Source organism: Paenibacillus sp. NPDC056933 (assembly GCF_042674385.1).
Taxonomy (GTDB): Bacteria; Bacillota; Bacilli; order Paenibacillales; family Paenibacillaceae; genus Paenibacillus.
Map to the genome: position 1 here is coordinate 2,700,423 of NZ_JBHUQN010000001.1, position 18,717 is coordinate 2,719,139.

Here is an 18,717-nt window from a genome sequence, read left to right on the forward strand (position 1 = left end):
ATCTACCATTGTTTTCTCTCCCAATACAAAGTATATGGTTGCCAAAGGCCCTAATATATGAGGTAATATTGGTTGATAAGAATGGGATTCAATGGTGTTTTGGAGAAAAGGACATGACTAATGAAAATTGGAGGATCGCATGTATAAACTGATGATCGTAGATGATGAATTACTCATGCGGGTTGGAATTCGTTCCATGCTGAGTTGGGAAGAGTACAATTTCCATGTAGTTGGTGAAGCGGGGAACGGAAAAGAAGCCTTGGACCTTGCGCTTGAAGTAAATCCCGATCTGATCATTACGGATATCAAGATGCCAATTATGGATGGGCTACAGCTTATACAAGAGGCTTCGATCGTACTGAACACCTGTAAGTATGTCATTCTTAGTAATTTTGACGAATTTCATTATGTGAAAGAGGCATTAAAACTGGGTGCCTCAGACTACTTGATTAAAAGCGAGATTACAGAAACCTCCCTTATCGATCTGCTGACCGCCATTGAACAGAAATTGCAGAGCGAACAGGTTAACCCGACAAAAATCCCCTCCATGGCATATGATTATTCAAAGAGTCTTAGACATCTAAAGGATAGCTTCTTTCAAGATGTTGTAAGCGGATTCATAAGTGAAAAGGATATAGTCACCAAAGCTGAAGAATTGCATTTGCGCATCAGATCGAATCAGCTGGTCGTCATCAAATTCATCGTAAACTATTACGAGGATGCAAAGAGCAAATATGTGGAAAAGGGAGAGAAATTACTCCGATTTTCCATTCTCAATATTATGGAAGAGATCATTCCGTCCAAATGGGAGAAGGAGATTTTCGTTGAAAGTTCGTCTGAGTATTGGATTATTGTCAATGTCTGTCCTGAGAGTGGATCAGTACACACCGATCTAAATAAACGATGTACTAAGCTTCTATCCTCCATGAAGGACTTTATGAATCTATCGCTTACCGCGGGTGTAAGTACAATCGTTTCCGGTTTCCATTGTATAAGAGCGGCATGCCAAGAAGCGGAATTCGCCCTAAGGCAGGGTTTCTTCACAGGCAGCAACCAGGTACTGTATTACGAGGACGTGATTCGAGCTCCAGCTCGGAAAGAAGTGAACGGAATGCTGAGCTCCCAGCAAGAACGGGATTTCCTCAAATTGTGGGTAAGTAAAGACTACAAAAAGGCAGAGGATTTCCTTGAAGGAATACGATCTAATCTGGAGACGCTGCTAGCGGATGAGAGCAGTATCCGTAAGCAGTATATTATGGTGATGGAAACCATACACTCCCATTTATCACGGGCTGCAGAAAGAGGGAAACCTTCTTTTAAGGAGAGATCCCCTTATGAAATCGTTCTGAAGGGAGAATATTGGGAGGATATTCACCAAGAAATGCTGGCTCATATTACGTATTACTTTAAAGCCGATTCCCAGATTATGCAGGAACGTACCTACACTGACCTCGCCATTGAGTTGATCGACAAGTATTACGCCGAGGATATTTCATTGCAAAGTGTAGCTAACCAAATTAATGTCAATCCCTCGTATCTCAGCCGATTGTTCAAGCAGGAGAAGGGAGAGAACTTTATCTCTTACTTGACACGAGTTCGGATCGAACATGCAAAGGCTTATCTGTTCAGCAGGGAATTGAGGGTGTATGAAATTGCAGATAAGGTTGGCTACCACAATTACACATATTTCAGTAAGATTTTCAAGAAATCTGTAGGGTATACTCCTGAGGAATATCGAGAACGGCAGCAGGGATCCATGTAATCCGTGAATAGAGGTGCATCTTATGAGGCGTCCCCAACTCTTTCGAATCCAGTACAAAATTATGATCATTTGTATAACCGTCATTATCCTTCCGGTATTTGTGATGACGATCAATTCGTATTACTCCTCTGAGCGGTTATTGGCACAGAATTACACGAAGCTGCTAGGCGATCTGGCCAAACAGACGAATATTCGCATTGACGAATTTCTAAAAGAGATCGAGAAAATCTCGCTGCTGGCCAGTAATGGACTAAGCAACAATCTATCTGCGACACATGAAGGAAGTTTTCCGATCCAGGATTTCCTGCGCGATGGGGACAAGCAGCATGAGATAGCTGCCTACAATATTTTGATGAATTATATCATGATGAAGGATCGCGTATTCTCGATCTACCTTTACAATTTGAACGGGGGGGAAGATCTGTTCGTCAGTCCTCACCAACCCATTGACCCTGACTTTAAAGTGGCAAACGAGTTGTGGTTTAAAAAGTTCATGCATGATCAAGATCGAACCATCACGTTGACAACCCGAATGGATGAGCAATTGGAGAATAAAATTCTGGCAGTCTCGCACGCTCGAAAAATCCATGATGTCGCTAGCGGGAAACTGCTTGGCGTGATCGTCGTCAGCATTGATATCAAATTCATCGAAATCGTTAATCGTAACCTGCAGGAAGGGCTGCGCTCCAGGTTCATGATCATTGATGAGAATGACAAGATTGTATATAACGTGAATGAGCGTTTGATCGGCACACTATTCCGGGACAACGTTCGCCCATCCGAAACAATGAATGTCGTGGTGACAAGTCCCCTTAGTCAGCAAAAATGGACAACATACTTATATATGCCTATGGATGAGCTGACTGCTGATGGCAAAATATTGGGCCGCAATCTGGTGACGTTGGCCATTGTCATGTTTCTTTTTGCTGCCATAATATCCATCTTTCTATCTCATGTCATCACAACCCCCATTAAGAAACTGCTGCGCAACATTGCCTTGGTCGAGAAGGGGCAGTTTGAACAAGTCGAATATATTCGCTCGCGAGACGAGATTGGACATTTATCCATTCGATTTAACAAGATGTCGCATGAATTGAAGCGTATGGTCGAGCGGATGCAGCAGGAAGAAATAGAGAAAGCCAAAGCCGAGATGCGTGCGCTCCATGACCAGATCAAGCCTCATTTCCTGTATAACACACTTGGGTCGGTGAAATGGATTGCATCCATGCAGCAAGCTGACAAAATCGTGGAAATGACAGATGCACTCATCTCGATGCTCCGTTATGCGACAAGATCCGATGGAACTCTCGTAACGATTCGTGAGGAGATCGATAATATAGCCAATTATGTGACCATTCAGAACGTCAGGTATTATGATTGTATTCAGATGAGATATGAAATTGAGGATCGACTGATGGGTTATCGTATGCCCAAAATGATCCTTCAGCCTCTAGTGGAGAATGCGATTTTTCATGGTCTGGCCGAACTCGAAGAAGACGGAGTCATTACCATTCGCATTCAACCGAGGGACAGTGATATTACGATCGAAGTCTGTGATAATGGAGTCGGTATGGATCATCATACGATCCAGAACGTTATGGAGAAAAAGCTCGAAGCAAGTTCCGGAACCACGGGAATCGGTCTGCAGAATGTGCAGAGGCGTATTCAACTTCATTTTGGCAGGTCCTATGGTATACAGATAGCTAGTCAAATGGGTGAAGGTACGATATTTACGATCTTGCTGCCTGCCATATCAGAAAACAAGTAGTATTGTTCTCTGGGGTAACAGAAGGGAATACAACACAAAGGCTTGCAGTCAATTCTGCAAGCCTTATGCTTTACCCCTTAACGCTACCGAGCACCAACCCTTTGGTAAAGTACTTCTGGAGGAACGGATACACGAGCAAAATTGGAATGGCCCCCAAGAACATTTGAGCAGCGCGTCCAGTTCTGGCATTCATCATGGATAGCAGTTGGGTATAATCGGATCCTGATTTCAGCATGATTTGTTCAAAGCTCTGCAGAAGGGTCTGCAAGTAGCTTTGCAATGGGTAATTCTCTGGATTGTTCATATAGATAATACCATCGAACCACGAATTCCAATGGGCGACGATACTAAATAAGCCGACAGTTGCAAGAGCGGGCTTGAGGAGCGGAAGTAAAATATGAAGCAATACCTGTACTGGCCCGGCACCGTCGATGATCGCTGATTCCTCGATTTCTTCTGGCAGCCCCCTAATGAAATTCATAAGAATAATCATACTGAATACGGGAAGAGCACCGGGCAGGATCAGAGACCAAATCGAATCAATCAGTCCCATTTTGACGACCACCAGATAGGTGGGGATTAAACCTCCACTAAACAACATGGTGACAATGAAAAATCCCATATAAATATTGCGCCCCATCAATTTCTGTTTCGATTTGGAAAGTGGATAGGCAGTCAGCACGATCAAAACAAGATTCACAAGCGTTCCGAGAACCGTTCGTTGGACAGCAACCCAGAGAGAGGAAAAGAACGACCCTCCAGTTAAAGCAAATTCGTAGGCTTTTGTCGTGAATTCAACCGGCCAGAACGTTACGCTACCGGCCGATACTGCCGAACTGCTGCTGAATGAAACAGCCAACAGGTTGATAAACGGGAGGATGCAGAGTAGAGAGATTAGAAGCAATATCGTGTAGTTTATGATATGAAACAACCGCCTGCTCATACTTTTATCATGAATCATATGACAGTCCCTCCCTAGAAGATACGATAGCCAGCTACTCTGTAGGCCAGGAAGTACGATACGGCCACCAGAACACTAGAAATGATGGATTTGAATAAACCGACTGCGGTTCCGATCGAATACTGTGCCTGCTGAATTCCCAGACGGTATACATAGGTGTCAATAATATCACCGGTCTGATACACGACAGGGGAGTACAGATTATAGATTTGGTCGAAGCCTGCGTTGAGGACGTTACCCAGTGATAACACCGTCATTAAGACAATCGTCGGCATAAGCAGGGGCAAAGTTATATAAATGGTCTGCTTCAATCGTTTGGCTCCGTCAATCACCGCTGCCTCGTAAAGTCCCGGATCGATGCTGGTTAGGGCTGCTAAGTAAACAACCGTGCCAAAGCCGAATCCCTTCCAGATGTCACTCACGATCATCGTCCATGGGAATATGGATGGTGTGCCAAGAAAGGAGATAGGCGCAATCCCGAATACGCCCAAAAATGTGTTGATGATGCCATCGGAGCTAAGTATATCCAGCATGATGCCGGCCATAATGACCCAAGAGAGAAAATTCGGTATATATACCAGAGTTTGAAATGTGCGTTTGACTCCACTATTCAGTACTTCGTTAAGCAATAATGCGAAAATAACGGGCACGATAATGCCACCGATAATCTTGAAGACAGACATGTACAGTGTATTCCAGATGGTTCTTACGAAATTCGGCTGATTAAATACATGGGTAAAATTATCCCATCCTACCCATGGTGAGTTGAAGCCAAGGCCTGGATTGTATTTCTGAAATGCAATAATAAGCCCGTAGAAAGGGATGTAACTGAAGATAAAGACCAAGACCAGGCTTGGGATCAACATTAGATGGTAAGGACTCTGCTGCTTCCATTTTCTCAGCATTCATATTCCTCCGTTCATGGCAACAGCATTTTTATTTCCCGTAGGCCTCATTGACTGCCTGTGTTGCGTCATCGCCCCCGGCTGCTCGCCAATTCTGGACGACTACATCGAAATAATCGATACTTTCGCTACCCATAATGATCTTGGTGAAGCCTTCTGTCAGGATATCATCCAAGGTTGTGCCGTAGCTCGACAGAATCTCTGGTGTAACACCCCATAGAGCCGTCTTTATATAGTTCTCACTGTCGAGCACTTTTTTGGCAAGACCATATGCATTTTTGGGAGCACCTTGTTGCAAATAATCACCGACTGCTCCTGGTGTTGCATTCTTCATGAACTCAACACTGTTGTTATATTTTTGCCACATTCCCGAAGTCGTGAGTCCACTGGTATCCTTGGATTGAAGGGCTGCTGATACAGCCTCAAACTGCTCGTAGTCGGAGTTCGGATTAAGTACACGGAACGCTCCGACAACATGAGCAATATCGTTGTCCAGCAAGGCAGACAGTGTTTCTGTGGATTCCTTGCCATTGCCTTCATCCACAATATAAGCATAGTCATTCAAAATCTTGATCACTTCTTGCGGGCTCTTGAATCCCTTTTTCATGACTATATAGTTGTTGTTGGCGAAGAAGATAGATTGTTTCGCTTCCTTTCCATCGATGGTCGGAATGATATAAGGGTAAAAGATCGCGTCCTTACCCAGATTGGATACCGTATCGACACCCGGATTATAACCCCACCACTGGTAATAAGGCTGCATGCCTACTTTGCCGGCTACGATATCCGCGTTCATTGCATTAAAGTCTTTGATTGCAAATTCCGGATCAATGATGCCTCGCTTGTACCATTCCGACCACTCAGCCAGTGCATTCTTCATCTCAGGCTGAACTGAGCCATACACCAGTTTTCCACTGTTATCCTCCATCCACATATCCGGATGTGCATTCCATGCAATGGCGAGCAAGTTGAGGTAATCCAACGTTTGATCTACCGCTATACCATAACCGCCGTGCTTTTCCATAAATTTTAATGCAATATTCTTGATGTCCTCCACAGATTTCGGATCCTGGAGACCCAGTTCTTCTTTCCAATCGTTCCGGATCCAGATGAAGTCTGGTTGTTCAATTAATCCCCAGTGCATCTGCGGTATACCGTACAGCTTACCGTCTTTCTTTCCAGACTCGTAACTGTCCGCATCTGCTTCCATGTAACCTTTGAGACGGTCTGACGCGTTTTGCTCAAAGACATCGGTAAGGTCCATCACCATATCCGCTTCGACCAACTGCCTCAATTGTGAAGGATTGACCCTGAACACGTCGGGAAGATCGCTGGATGCTATAGCCAAATTCAGTTTGGTTTCGTACTCATCGCTGACCCAATCTGTTTTGACATCGATATTAAACTTCTCCTTGTATCGCTTAGTCCACACATTGTTTGTGATATCATTGCCCTTTGGATATTTCGCAGAAGAGTATTCAGACGTTACCGTGTGAATGGTTGTTGTTCCGCCCTCGTTGGCATCCGAATCTGTATTGGTCGAACTTTGCTCGTTACTACTTCCATTTGCACAGGCTGCGAGTAATAAGGTCGACATACATAAAGACAACATCAAGGTTTTCGTTTTCTTTTTCATATTGCTCCCCCTTTTTCGCGATAGTTAATGGTGACTTGCTTAAAATATTGTAAACGAGAAAAGAAGCAGGTGATATAGACGTTATTGACGAGCAGCAGTAAGTTTTTTTACTTTCAATTCACTGGGGGAGAAACGAGAAAGGAGGATCATGCACTTATTTTACTTCGAACCTATCCTTTTTTTACTTACAGTGAGCTTGACTATAAAATAGGGAAACAAAGTGGGGCTTGGTTGCGTCTAATGATCGAAACACAGAACATCAACAGGAGTGAAACAGATGCATATCAAACGGATGACAATGATTGCTGCCGTTCTCGGTTCTATGCTCTTATGGGCAGGAAGTGCAGCTGCGGAAGAACGATTTGTCGATCTGCAGCATTCAAAATGGGCAGAAGACGGTATTTCATATATGGCAAAACGGGGAACTGTGGCTGGATACGGCAATGGGATATTTAAGCCTGAGGGGCTTGTAACCCGGGCACAAGCCGTCACGTTCATGGTGCGTGAGCTTTATCCTCAAGAGCTTCAGCTATCAGCGAAAGGAACAACATATTCGGATGTTCCGACAACCCATCCGTTTTATCGCGAGATCGCCATTGCTGCAAAGCATGGACTTGCCAGTGGGTTTCCTAACGGTACCTTCCAGCCGGATGCACCGATTAATCGCGCAGAGACTACGGCATTCCTAACACGCGCATATTCACTCGTGGAAGGAAGGCATCCCGTAAGTTTGACTGATACGGATAAACATTGGGCGGCAGCGCCTATTCGTATCATGAGCTCAAACGGATTGGTAGGCGGTTATTCGGATCGTACTTATCGCCCGGCTCGACCTGTCACACGAGCGGAATTTGCCGTATTCATGGCGCGAGTGATTCGCTTCGAACGTGATGCAGCCATTCAGGCACACGATTGGGATCAGCTCATTTCATATATGACCATCAGCGAGCAAGTCGGTCAGATGCTCATGCCTGACATCAGGCAATGGAACGGTAAAGTAACAACGACCATTAATGAAGGACTGAAGCACAGTATTCATAACCAAGATTTGGGCGGATTTATTCTTTTTGATAAAAATATTGTAGACGCTAGACAGGTTACAACGTTTACGCATGATCTGCAATTGGAAGCAGGCGACATTCCTTTGTTTCTTGGCATCGATCAAGAAGGTGGTGTTATTAAGCGAATTCCGGGCGGGACGAATCTGCCAGGTCAAATGGCGCTTGGGGCAACCGGAGATGCAGCGCTGGCTGAAGCGGCTGGACGGCTGACAGGGGAGGAGCTGAAAGCACTTGGGCTGCAGATTAACTTTGCACCAGTACTCGATATTAACAGCAACCCTGACAATCCGATTATCGGTATGCGATCATTTGGCTCGGATGCGGATTTGGTGACGCGGCTGGGCCTTGCAACGATCAAAGGGCTACGGCAATCGGGGATGATCGCCGCAGTCAAGCATTTCCCGGGGCATGGCGATACGACGGTAGATTCCCATCTTGGAATGCCGGTGCTAACTCATAACCGAGAGCGGCTTGATGCAGTGGAACTGAAACCTTTTCTAGCTGCGATCAATAATGGGGTAGATATGATCATGACCGCGCATATTGCTTTCCCTGCTGTAGACAACGAACATGTTACTTCACTCCACGACGGAAAAAGTGTGCCGATCCCTGCCACGTTATCCAAAAAGGTATTGACTGGGCTCCTCCGGGAAGAGATGGGGTACGAAGGTCTCATTATTTCGGATGCCTTCACCATGAACGCGATAGCAGAGCATTTTGGGGAAAATAAAGCGGTAGAACGCGCGGTTTCCGCTGGTGTGGATATCATCCTCATGCCGCAAGATTCGGCAGCTGCCCATCAAACCCTTGTGAACGCTGTTAAAAAAGGGACTATCTCGGAGGAAACCATCCACGCGTCCGTAAAGCGAATTTTGGAGATGAAATCAAAATATGGTTTGTTTGAACGCAGCGAGTCGATTGCAAGCAAGCTATCCAAGCTGGAGGTTGTGATCGGATCGGAGGCCCATCGCATGGTCGAACAGAGCATCGCAGAGCGAGCGGTCACCTTATTGGCAAGCCGTGAAGGTGTGAAACCAGATCCAATCCACCAAGGCGACCGGGTTGTTATTGTTGCAGCTGAAGAAGAACAGGGGAACCAACTAGAGAAGCAGCTGGTGCAAGCCGCAAAGAGCCAGTCGATAAAAACGGAGGTTACCGTTATGCGTCCAGGGAAGATGAATGAAACGCTCCAGGCGATGACTCATGCAGATTATGTTATCCTGGCTTCCTACCAATTCCGTAATGCAGCCAGTCAGTTCGGATGGACAGACTATCAAGCCTTAATTAATGAGTTGAACAGACGTAATCAGCGATACACGCTGTTATCGCTCGGTAATCCTTACGAGATGCTCCATCTACAGAACGTACGCTCAGGGCTTGCCGTGTACGGAAAGCAGGAGCCAAATACTTCAGCTGGAATTAACGTGCTTCTTGGGAAACGGGAAGCACGCGGCATGCTCCCAGTGAAAACGGATCAAGGTATCGTACCGATTAAGTGAAGCAGCAAGGGCGTTTATGCTATCGCCGTAGAACGTGTGAAAGAAAAAGCCAGAGTGTCCTTGAACAATTAAATGTAGTAGAGAACACTGGAGTACCCGGATATTTCCTCACTACAAATGAACACAAAGCAATGAAAGTCGCTATTCTAGCGGCTTTTTTGTCTTTCATAGCAAGAGCAACTCCACGATTCGCACGTACTGATTCATTCGAATTGTTAGCTGAAATAAAGAAAGAGATCTGTTCTGATAGAACAGATCTCTTGAAGCATTGTATGTTTAGACAAACTCATAGAGTCGCACACCATGCGGCGGTACAGTCACATGTAACAATGTCTCTCTGAACTCGGCTGGTTCTCCGCTCCACAGTTCAGTACCTTCGGTTATACCGCAGATTCCAATTTCCTCTATGTTCATATCCAGTGGAAGAGCGCTATCTCCAATGTTGAATACAGCAGCGTAAGTGGCCCCTTCAGCATGTTGAGCTGTCCATACTATAAGATCTCCTCGACGAACAGCTTCTCTGGCTCCAAAACTCTCTCGGTGCATGCGCAGAACTTCACGGTTGGTTAACAGCGACAGCGTCCAGTCATCGTTGTCTCGCAGTTCACCACCAAAGATGAGCGGGGAACGGAAAATACTCCACAGTGACATCATAGTCAACTGTTCATCAGGCGTAAACCGGGTCCAACGATCCGCTCCTCCGCCATCCACAGAACGAATACCGATGTGTCCCAAAGGCAGCATATCACAATCCGGCCAACAGCCTTTCCGGGGGACACCCTGCCATGTCCGGCAACGGTCAAACATATCCAGTAACAATGGCCAAAGGTCCCAGAAGTCGTCGGTGACACGCCACATGTTGGCATGTTCAGCGAAAAACGCAGAGGATTCTACCGGAGCTGGTCCTGGGGACAGACTCAACACCATTGGCCGGCCGGAGCGTTCAATGGCTTTAGAGATCATTTCAATCTCCGGGTGATGGGTATCGTATAGTCTTGAAGCGGCAATATCGTCTACCTTCACCAGATCAACGCCCCATTGAGCATACAGTTCAAAGAGGGAATCGTAATAAGCCTGTGCTCCTTCTTTAGTTGAATCCACACCGTACATATCCGTGTTCCATGGACAGATAGAGTTCGTATGGGCAATATCACGTGCAGTTGCGGCTGAGCCCAGGATCGGAGTAGCCGCGTGAACCGCTTGTCGCGGAATGCCGCGCATGATATGAATGCCAAATTGTAACCCAAGACTATGTACATAATCCGCTAACGGTTTAAACCCACGTCCTCCTGCGGCAGAAGGAAAACGGTTCTCCGCAGGCATAAGACGGGAATATTCATCCATGACCAGCGGAACAAATGGACGGTATTGCGAAGAATTTGCATGAGGTTCATACCATTGAATATCGACAGTAATATAGCTCCAGCCAAATTCTTTGAGATGTTCTGCCATATATTCCGCGTTACCACGGATTTCGTCTTCGGTTACGGCCGCGCCATAGCAATCCCAACTGTTCCAGCCAAGCGGTGGCGTTGATGCTGCAAGTGTATGATTCATGGTAATACTCCTTTACTGATTAATTATTGCTCTTACTAATTACATCATAGTATAGGAGTTTATTAATAATCCACTGTAATCTTGAAGGTAAAATAGCATAATATTGCGGTTAGTCGAAGAACAGCTTGCGATAAGCCAGGCTTTCTCCGCCACTGCGGAATTCACCCGGCGTAAGCCCGGTCAAACCGCGAAATGCCTTGATAAAATAGCTTCCGCTGGAGTAACCGACTCGTTCGGCGATGGCTTCAACGCTAAGGGACGTCCCTCGAAGCAGTTCCATAGCCTTTTCGGTACGTACGCGGGTCAGATAAGCTCCTGGTGTCAAGCCTGTGCTGGAGGAGAACCGACGGATAAAGTGATATTTTGATAGGGAAACATGCTCAGAAAGTTGATCAATACTGATCATCCTGGAATAGTTATGCTCTATAAATTCGGCTGCACGTTGTATGTTATACGACCAGCTTTCCCTGTTCCGTAGCGTTGTTTTTTGTAATCTGACCAGTTCTGTCATGAACTGATAAACGCAAGACGAAGCGATCAGAGGATCGGTGATCCGGCCTGCTGCCGCATCGGTCACAATCATCCGCAACAGCCGGACTGGTGTACAATCGATGGGGAGATAAGGAACTTCCCCCGCCTCACGATAGAACTTTTGCCAATGGGGCAGAATCAGCTTGGGCCGGAATAGCAGGAACAGGAACTCCCACGGTTCTTTCGATTCCGAGTCATAATAATAGCGATGCGGGCCTGGAATTTCGGCCAAAAAAGCCTGTCCTGTAGTGACATGGTGAATCTGGCCTTTCGACTCAAAAATACCTTCACCGGAGAGCGTATACTGGAATAACAGCAGGGGGCCATCCGTACGTTCCAGTCCATCCCAGTGATAAGTAGGGTCGGTTATCGAATCACATCCTGCTGCAAATAAAACGCATAGCTGGAGCTCCTTATCTTCGGCGAACCGAAAGCCATAGGTACCTCTGGGAATGTTCATAGATGTCCTCCTGATGATCGTAAATAGGCATACTGGTCAGAGTCATGATCGTTATTCTGCAACTATGGTACATAACAATAGAAGTTAACTTCATTATATGAAATAGGAGCAACTTGCTCAATTAAACCTTTTTGTACTACTTAAATTGGATTAGTGTGATAAGTGCAATAGCATTGTCTCCCTATACGCGCAATTTTGTTACCTTTTTTGTTATAAGGAGGGGGCCAGTTCTTTTGCCAAACTTCTGCCATTTCGATGTTAATGAACATTTATTCGTCTACACTATACGCCAACAATTGTCTCAGGCTGTCCTCAATATACTGATTATCAACGTTGTTCATACCGCGACCGGCAAAGTGTCCCCAGATCGAATCAATGGGACAAAACACAGCATTAGGCATCCGCTGAGCCTCGTATTCGTTATCGGCCGCCGTGCAAAAGAGGTCTGTGGTCCCGGGCATGATACACGCACGCGCTGTAATGCTCCGAAGGGCCTTATCGAAATTCCCGTTATACATCGGGTTAGCACTAATATCTGCGAATTGGCCTGTCCATAACATCGCCAACACATTGTGAGGGTCCATTTTCATAAACGCCTCTTCCCAGAACCCGGCTACGAAATCCGCCAATGAGTCATATCCAATCCCCCGATAAAGTTCCTCTCTGTAAAACGCCTGTGACAAACCCCATCCCGCATAGACACGGCCTACAGCCCGCAAGTCTGCAGAAGTTAAATTTTGTCGTTTGTTTGCATCGAAGAGGGAGGCAGCCATGAGGGGAGCGATTACCCCGTTCAGGACAACAAACGTATGAGGCCAAGTCTTCGCCATGCCGGCGATGGGCGCAATTCGTTCCACCATGTCTGGATAACTTGCTCCCCATTGAAATGCTTGAATGCCTCCCATGGACCATCCCACAACAAGTGCAATCTTCTGAATGCCGAATTTTTCGGTGACCAACCGATGTTGAAATGTAACGTTGTCATAGATTGTGACCTGCGGAAAGTGAGTTCGGTCAAATGGAGGCGGCGTATTGCTGGGAGACGAAGATAATCCGTTACCCAGCAGATTCGGAACGATAATGAAGTATCTTTGCGTGTCTAAGGCTGCGCCGTCGCCAATCAACCATTCATTCTGAATATGCTGATCTCCAAATGCGGTCGGATAGATGATGACATTATCCTTTTTTTCATTCAATGTTCCATACGTTTTATAAGCCAGAAAAGCGTTAGGTAACGTTACTCCGGATTGCAATGTCACATCACCCAAATTAAAAATTTCATAATCCATCTTATTTCTCTCCCTTCAAATGAAAACCACATCTGTGGCATGTGATTTCTTGTTGTCAGTATAGACCTGTGGTACTCTCAGTAAAAGTGAATAGAATTCAAAACTGTATTCAATAAAATTGAAAGTAAGAGGGTGACTGCAGGATGGAACTACGCCAACTGAAAACATTTCGCACAGTTGCAACCACATTAAATTTTACGCGGGCTGCGGAAGTGCTGAATTATGTTCCCTCGAACGTCACGATGCAAATCAAAGCATTGGAGGATGAACTTGGCGTTCGTCTTTTTGACCGCCTCGGCAAACAACTCGCGCTTACAAATGCGGGTATACGATTTTTAGCGCATGTCCAAGGCATTCTTAACCAGTTGGACGAAGCTCGCAGCATGGTTCTTGACGATGAGAATCTAAGCGGTACTCTGACCATCAGTGCCAATGAGGTTCTATGCGCTTATCGGCTTCCTGTTGTCTTTCATCTGTTTCGTTCGCGTCATCCGGGAGTGCGTCTCATTTTTCGTTCCGTTCCCAATCAACAACTTAAGCAAACGCTCTTTGATGGCACTGCGGATGTCGTCTTTATGTTGGATGAATCCATTCGTTCAGGCGGCCTGACCGTGGAACCGTTGGTAGAAGAAACGTTCCGCCTTTACGCTGCTCCGGACCATCCGCTCACGAAACGAAGGGTGCTGCAACTGGAGGATTTTCATAGCGAAGTGTTCCTGACAAATGAAAAGGGCTGTACGTACCGCACCATGTTTGACCGGGGATTCGAGAAAGAAGGTATGGACAGCATTACGTATTTGGAGTTTCAAAATGCTGAGGCTATTAAACAATGTGCTATAACGGGAATCGGCATCGCCTTTCTTCCTGAAATGACAGTAAAAGCTGAAGTTACACGGGGCGAGCTTGTTGCGCTTCCGTGGGAAATACCTGACTTGCATGTGCATACTCAGATGTTGTGGCACAAGGACAAATGGATCTCGCCAGTCATTTTATCTTTCATAGAGGCGGCCAGGGAAGTTATTGGTATGGAAGAACATCATTAAATTTTTGAATCCTGGAATATGATCAGAGCATATTGATATTGGAAAGGGAGAGGAATGTGGCATGCAGGAACCCATCAAAGTATATAACACTGCAGTCGAGGCTCTTCTTGAAGTAATTGGCGGCAAATGGAAGCCAGTTATTCTATTCCATCTTACTTTTGGTAAGAAACGTAATGGGGAATTGTTGAAGCTGATCCCCGCCATTACACAGAAGATGTTGACGCAGCAGCTAAATGAATTAATAGAGGCAGGGATCATCTTACGCATCTCACATCACCAAATTCCGCCAAAGGTGGAGTATGAATTAACGGAATATGGGTGGAGTTTGAAAGAGATTCTTCATCTCATGTGCAGATGGGGGGATATGCATGTGGAAAAAGTTTATGGTGATCGAGGGAAGATTCTATTCAAGCCGCCAAACTCAAATGATTGAAAAACAATAAGGCATAGCCGATTCCAGAGAGGAATCGGCCTTTTCATCATATTTTCATTACGGAATGATCTTCCGTTCTCTTAAATTTGTAAATATGTCCATAAACATCGCTTCTGTGTCAATGAATTCATGAAAGCCGAACCGGCGGGCTTTGGAACCATCTGCGAAAAAATCATAATCCCATGAGAAGACAAAGTCACCGAATGCCCATGAAGAGACGGACTCATAGGAATTATTCATTAAGCCATACTTCTCAATCATCGAATTCCACAGGATTTCTTTATCGGCCATTACGGTTGCAAGCGAAAGGGTTAGCGGAGGAGCTGTTTCCAATTCGAAAAAGTCAGCAATTTTGGGCCAGAGTTCATCCCAGCGAAAGAGATCACCGTTGGTAATGTTGAACGCCTGATTGGCACAGCGCGGATTCGTTGCTGCCCAGACGGTCGCCCGTGCAAGTAGCGATGCATCGGTCATCTCAAGCAAGGAATGGTAAGCTCCCGGTTTCCCGGGGAAGCGAAGCGGCAAGCCAAGCTCTTTAGAGATAGAAGCATACATTCCGATCACCATCGCAAGATTCATTGGATTACCAAGAGCAAATCCGCATACAACAGAAGGGCGCAGGGCTGACCAGGTCCAGCTGCTTGCTGGCTGGCGATCCTCAAGAAACCGCTGCTGATCCACATTGAATTCAGGCGGCATATGATAAGCATCCGTTTCCCTTGCAGGTGTTTTGAAGGGGCCTAGATGTGCGCCATACACTTTATAACCCTGCATCAGACTGATATGTTGCAGGTTGGGGGCGATTGGTTCAATTGTATTTACCACATGGACGAGCATCGCCAGGTTCGGCTCCACCAATTCGGCCCACGTCGGGCGATCCTGATAAGCAGCATAGAAAATATGAGTAACCGTCGTTAAATCGCTCAGTTTCGCTCGAGTATCCGCTTCGTTCAGTAAATCGGCAGATATATAACGTAAACCTGGAGCATCTTTCCCTCCGCGGCGAGATACCCCAATGATATCCCATTCGGGAAGGGTCATAAGATGATCAATTAGATTTCTTCCAATGACTCCTGCAGCACCGATGACAAGGGCAGTATATTGGGTAACAGATTGTTCGGGTTTCATTGGGCATTTCTCCTCTCTTCTTCTGTTCATTATTGTGACTCAGAACAAGAAAGATGAGAAGTACGCACCTTAAAGTTCCATACGAACTTAAAAGTAAGATATGGTTGTTATATGGGATTAGGGGAGTAAGGAGAAGCATCACTTCAAATGAAACGGTCGGCGATCAAATACGGCTGAAGCACTCGAAATGCAGGAGTGGGTAGTTTCTGGCCAATTGGCAAATGCCATTGGATTACAGGCCAGACAAGCCCCAGCCATTAATGATGTGAAAGATCTATTGGCAGACGGTTATGTTGGAATTCAGGATTTATTCTGAATATGGCTCAGGCTTACCGCAAATTTGCCGAAGATATCCAGAATGCAACATCCTTAACACCAGGGTTTGCGGATGCGGTCGAACTGCATCAGTTACTTGATGCAGTGGAAAAAGCAGAACAGACCGGTGAGCGTCAAGTTCTTGTCCCGAGTTGAGATGGGGCGTGGAATAAAGAACGACTTTATCCAGGAAAAGAGTGTTATGTTTATTATTTTATTCGTGAGTTGAAACTCTCAATCAGCATACGCCAAAAGAGATTCAGCGAAGGTGTAAGAAGCTTGTTACGGTGACGAACAGCATATATGGTCCTTACAGGGTTCCAATCAGGAATGGAGCAGGATTTCAATTCTCCCTTGACAAGTTCTTGAAGGATTGAAGCTTGGGACACCATCCCTATGCCCATGTTAAGACGTACCATTGATTTCAATGCTTCTGAACCTGACGATTCCATCACCTCTGTAAATTGAATATCATTGTTGGCAGCCCATTGATCGATAAGCTGGCGACTAGTAGAGCCTCTTTCATGAGCAATGATGGGGAGCCCTGCTAAATCTTTCGAGGTGATATTTGTTCGAGCAGCAAGGAAATGATCTGGATGAAAGATAATCACCAGATCATCTTTCATTAATGGCTCATAGATAAAATCAGTATCATCTGGCTCCGCAAGCGAAATGACTCCGACATCCAGGTCATAATGTTTAATCTTATCCAAGATTTGGGCTGCAGGCTTGACATCGATACTCAAAAAAAGTTGATGTTCTTGTCTGACTTTGGACAACAACTCAGGAAGGATATATGTAGCAGGGGTATGTGTACTTCCAATCCTCAAACGCCTGGAAGCTGTTCCCCTCTGTTCTTCAAGCGTGCGAAGCATCTCCTCGTTTAATGCAACCATTTGTGCAGCGTAATGATACAGTGATTTTCCAGCTTCAGTCAATTTGATGACATGATAGGTTTTCGTATGGAACAAAGCCACGCCGGCATCATCCTGAAGCTTGTTTAGATGGAACGTCACTGTAGGCTGCGTAATATTAAGTTTGTCCGCAACCAAATATAATTTCTGCATTTCCACAACATGTACAAACACTTTTAACTGCTGCAAGTTCATATGTAGGGCCTCCTCTTGTCCAAACATAGATAATATCTATCTTATTATATAATTCATTAATAATATTTAAAACAAGTTTAACTCTAGCATAATATGAATCTTCAAGATCCCCATTATGATGATTAAAGGCTTTAAAAATATTATCTAGGGGGATAAACATGAATTTTAGTTGGAGAAAACGTTTGAGTGGAATCAGTCTATTACTTGTATTGATCGTGGCAGGATGTGGTGGGGGAAACGTCACGGGCAGCAACACAACTTCGGGGGGATCCGAAACATCAACAACATCGTCCAAAGGGGAGAATGCCAGCTCTTCCAATGAAGATACGGGGGAGACCATTTATTTATATGGCAATGATTTTGTGGATATTGTAGCTCCTGAGTTTGCCAAGCAGACTGGCTTCAAAATTGAAGCGGTCCATTATGGTGGAGGAGAGGCGCTGGCCAAGATTGAAGCGGAACAGGGCAACCCCCAATGGGACGTAGTTATGATGGATGGTCACGGTTCCATTCGAAATCTTGCAGATCGAGGATTCCTCATGACGGATTGGGTTCCGGATAACATCGGAAACCTTAGCGATTATGGAGCATCGCTTATTCCTGAAGACCACGCTTATACGCCTATCACTATTCATGCTTCAGCTGTCATTGCATACAACACTAATCGTCTTACCAAAGAACAGGCACCCAAGTCATGGGATGACTTCTTCAAGTATGACGGCAATGCAGGCCAGGCTGATCCAGCGGTTGCAGCGCCTGCATATCCGCTCGTTTCTTCCCTGTTCCACCACTGGGGAATTTCCGATGCAGAGCAAAAGTATAGTCAAATGATGGATAAGGGCTTACGAGTATATCCCAAAAACGGACCTTTAGGAAGTGCTCTGGTTTCGGGAGAAATTGATATTGCCGCCCTGCAGGAAAGCAATGCTTATGACCTCAAGCTATCCGGAGAACCAGTGGATATTATTTGGCCGGAAGAAGGGGCCCCAGGAAGCCTAAGAGTCGCTGCGATCAGTAAACATACCAAAAACCCGGCTGCGGCAAAAGCCTTTATTGAATTTATGCTCAAACCCGAAACCCAACAAATGCTGGCCTCTCTGGACTCTTCCGACAGCTTCTTCACACCACTTGTGCAGGGCGTAGTACCTCGGAAAGACCGTGAGCTGAACCCAACATTCATGATTCCACCAGCCGTCTGGGCTGCGGAGCACGAAGTGGAAATTAAAACATGGTTTGCAGACCAAAACGTAAAATAAGGAA

The 18,717-nt window shown here is 45.6% G+C and carries 16 protein-coding genes; 8 read left to right on the forward strand and 8 right to left on the reverse strand.

The annotated features are described in order from the left end of the window. The first annotated feature begins 139 nt into the window (after positions 1-139). Both ACFTRD_RS12005 and ACFTRD_RS12010 read left to right on the forward strand, forming a co-directional pair. Positions 140-1,762, forward strand: coding sequence for a helix-turn-helix domain-containing protein (locus tag ACFTRD_RS12005; RefSeq protein WP_379380034.1), 1,623 nt, complete (start codon positions 140-142; stop codon positions 1,760-1,762). 22 nt (positions 1,763-1,784) lie between these two features. Beyond that, positions 1,785-3,530, forward strand: coding sequence for a cache domain-containing sensor histidine kinase (locus ACFTRD_RS12010; protein ID WP_379380036.1), 1,746 nt, complete (start codon positions 1,785-1,787; stop codon positions 3,528-3,530). Positions 3,531-3,600: 70 nt separating this feature from the next. On the opposite strand, the gene ACFTRD_RS12015 is transcribed toward ACFTRD_RS12010, so the two are convergent. Genes ACFTRD_RS12015 through ACFTRD_RS12025 form a run of 3 tightly spaced genes read right to left on the reverse strand, consistent with a single transcriptional unit; the run spans position 3,601 to position 7,032 of the window. Continuing rightward, complete coding sequence (locus ACFTRD_RS12015) at positions 3,601-4,491, reverse strand: carbohydrate ABC transporter permease (RefSeq protein WP_379380038.1); 891 nt, start codon at positions 4,489-4,491, stop codon at positions 3,601-3,603. A 14-nt stretch (positions 4,492-4,505) separates the two neighbouring features. Then, a complete protein-coding gene (locus tag ACFTRD_RS12020; RefSeq protein WP_379380040.1) occupies positions 4,506-5,396 on the reverse strand; it encodes an ABC transporter permease in 891 nt (296 codons plus the stop codon). A 31-nt stretch (positions 5,397-5,427) separates the two neighbouring features. Continuing rightward, a complete protein-coding gene (locus tag ACFTRD_RS12025; RefSeq protein WP_379380042.1) occupies positions 5,428-7,032 on the reverse strand; it encodes a type 2 periplasmic-binding domain-containing protein in 1,605 nt (534 codons plus the stop codon). 277 nt (positions 7,033-7,309) lie between these two features. Between ACFTRD_RS12025 and ACFTRD_RS12030 the strand changes: the two genes are divergently transcribed. Next, on the forward strand, positions 7,310-9,592 hold the full coding sequence (locus ACFTRD_RS12030) for a glycoside hydrolase family 3 N-terminal domain-containing protein (RefSeq protein ID WP_379380044.1): 2,283 nt from the start codon (positions 7,310-7,312) through the stop codon (positions 9,590-9,592). Between the two features lie 276 nt (positions 9,593-9,868). Here ACFTRD_RS12030 and ACFTRD_RS12035 read toward each other — a convergent pair whose 3' ends face one another. The 3 genes from ACFTRD_RS12035 to ACFTRD_RS12045 form a co-directional block, all read right to left on the reverse strand. Next, a complete protein-coding gene (locus tag ACFTRD_RS12035) occupies positions 9,869-11,149 on the reverse strand; it encodes a glycoside hydrolase family 27 protein (protein WP_379380046.1) in 1,281 nt (426 codons plus the stop codon). 109 nt (positions 11,150-11,258) lie between these two features. Next, positions 11,259-12,140: an AraC family transcriptional regulator gene (locus tag ACFTRD_RS12040; RefSeq protein ID WP_379380048.1), complete on the reverse strand. Its 882-nt coding sequence runs from the start codon at positions 12,138-12,140 to the stop codon at positions 11,259-11,261. A gap of 269 nt (positions 12,141-12,409) precedes the next feature. Then, complete coding sequence (locus ACFTRD_RS12045) at positions 12,410-13,429, reverse strand: alpha/beta fold hydrolase (protein WP_379380050.1); 1,020 nt, start codon at positions 13,427-13,429, stop codon at positions 12,410-12,412. A gap of 143 nt (positions 13,430-13,572) precedes the next feature. Here ACFTRD_RS12045 and ACFTRD_RS12050 point away from each other — a divergent pair, with 143 nt between their 5' ends. Together ACFTRD_RS12050 and ACFTRD_RS12055 are read left to right on the forward strand one after the other, a co-directional pair. After that, the gene (locus ACFTRD_RS12050; RefSeq protein WP_379380052.1) at positions 13,573-14,472 is read left to right on the forward strand and encodes a LysR family transcriptional regulator; all 900 of its coding nucleotides are present in this window, start codon (positions 13,573-13,575) and stop codon (positions 14,470-14,472) included. Between the two features lie 61 nt (positions 14,473-14,533). Beyond that, complete coding sequence (locus ACFTRD_RS12055) at positions 14,534-14,905, forward strand: winged helix-turn-helix transcriptional regulator (protein ID WP_379380054.1); 372 nt, start codon at positions 14,534-14,536, stop codon at positions 14,903-14,905. 57 nt (positions 14,906-14,962) lie between these two features. On the opposite strand, the gene ACFTRD_RS12060 is transcribed toward ACFTRD_RS12055, so the two are convergent. Then, positions 14,963-16,033: an SDR family oxidoreductase gene (locus tag ACFTRD_RS12060; protein WP_379380056.1), complete on the reverse strand. Its 1,071-nt coding sequence runs from the start codon at positions 16,031-16,033 to the stop codon at positions 14,963-14,965. 187 nt (positions 16,034-16,220) lie between these two features. Here ACFTRD_RS12060 and ACFTRD_RS12065 point away from each other — a divergent pair, with 187 nt between their 5' ends. Together ACFTRD_RS12065 and ACFTRD_RS12070 are read left to right on the forward strand one after the other, a co-directional pair. Then, entirely contained in the window at positions 16,221-16,349 is a 129-nt protein-coding gene (locus tag ACFTRD_RS12065) for a hypothetical protein (RefSeq protein WP_379380058.1), read from the forward strand. Positions 16,350-16,351: 2 nt separating this feature from the next. Further along, on the forward strand, positions 16,352-16,504 hold the full coding sequence (locus tag ACFTRD_RS12070) for a hypothetical protein (RefSeq protein WP_379380060.1): 153 nt from the start codon (positions 16,352-16,354) through the stop codon (positions 16,502-16,504). Between the two features lie 53 nt (positions 16,505-16,557). On the opposite strand, the gene ACFTRD_RS12075 is transcribed toward ACFTRD_RS12070, so the two are convergent. Beyond that, positions 16,558-17,457: a LysR family transcriptional regulator gene (locus ACFTRD_RS12075; RefSeq protein ID WP_379380062.1), complete on the reverse strand. Its 900-nt coding sequence runs from the start codon at positions 17,455-17,457 to the stop codon at positions 16,558-16,560. A gap of 158 nt (positions 17,458-17,615) precedes the next feature. On the opposite strand from ACFTRD_RS12075, the gene ACFTRD_RS12080 reads away from it, so the two are divergent. Beyond that, positions 17,616-18,713 (forward strand): ABC transporter substrate-binding protein, encoded by a 1,098-nt coding sequence (locus tag ACFTRD_RS12080; protein WP_379380064.1) that lies wholly within the window; start codon positions 17,616-17,618, stop codon positions 18,711-18,713. The last annotated feature ends 4 nt before the right edge of the window (positions 18,714-18,717 follow it).

Coding starts and splice junctions, on each gene's coding strand:
- ACFTRD_RS12005 (WP_379380034.1), top strand. CDS start 140: ATGTATAAACTGATGATCGTAGATGATGAATTACTCATGCGGGTTGGA.
- ACFTRD_RS12010 (WP_379380036.1), top strand. CDS start 1,785: ATGAGGCGTCCCCAACTCTTTCGAATCCAGTACAAAATTATGATCATT.
- ACFTRD_RS12015 (WP_379380038.1), bottom strand. CDS start 4,491: ATGATTCATGATAAAAGTATGAGCAGGCGGTTGTTTCATATCATAAAC.
- ACFTRD_RS12020 (WP_379380040.1), bottom strand. CDS start 5,396: ATGCTGAGAAAATGGAAGCAGCAGAGTCCTTACCATCTAATGTTGATC.
- ACFTRD_RS12025 (WP_379380042.1), bottom strand. CDS start 7,032: ATGAAAAAGAAAACGAAAACCTTGATGTTGTCTTTATGTATGTCGACC.
- ACFTRD_RS12030 (WP_379380044.1), top strand. CDS start 7,310: ATGCATATCAAACGGATGACAATGATTGCTGCCGTTCTCGGTTCTATG.
- ACFTRD_RS12035 (WP_379380046.1), bottom strand. CDS start 11,149: ATGAATCATACACTTGCAGCATCAACGCCACCGCTTGGCTGGAACAGT.
- ACFTRD_RS12040 (WP_379380048.1), bottom strand. CDS start 12,140: ATGAACATTCCCAGAGGTACCTATGGCTTTCGGTTCGCCGAAGATAAG.
- ACFTRD_RS12045 (WP_379380050.1), bottom strand. CDS start 13,429: ATGGATTATGAAATTTTTAATTTGGGTGATGTGACATTGCAATCCGGA.
- ACFTRD_RS12050 (WP_379380052.1), top strand. CDS start 13,573: ATGGAACTACGCCAACTGAAAACATTTCGCACAGTTGCAACCACATTA.
- ACFTRD_RS12055 (WP_379380054.1), top strand. CDS start 14,534: ATGCAGGAACCCATCAAAGTATATAACACTGCAGTCGAGGCTCTTCTT.
- ACFTRD_RS12060 (WP_379380056.1), bottom strand. CDS start 16,033: ATGAAACCCGAACAATCTGTTACCCAATATACTGCCCTTGTCATCGGT.
- ACFTRD_RS12065 (WP_379380058.1), top strand. CDS start 16,221: ATGCAGGAGTGGGTAGTTTCTGGCCAATTGGCAAATGCCATTGGATTA.
- ACFTRD_RS12070 (WP_379380060.1), top strand. CDS start 16,352: ATGGCTCAGGCTTACCGCAAATTTGCCGAAGATATCCAGAATGCAACA.
- ACFTRD_RS12075 (WP_379380062.1), bottom strand. CDS start 17,457: ATGAACTTGCAGCAGTTAAAAGTGTTTGTACATGTTGTGGAAATGCAG.
- ACFTRD_RS12080 (WP_379380064.1), top strand. CDS start 17,616: ATGAATTTTAGTTGGAGAAAACGTTTGAGTGGAATCAGTCTATTACTT.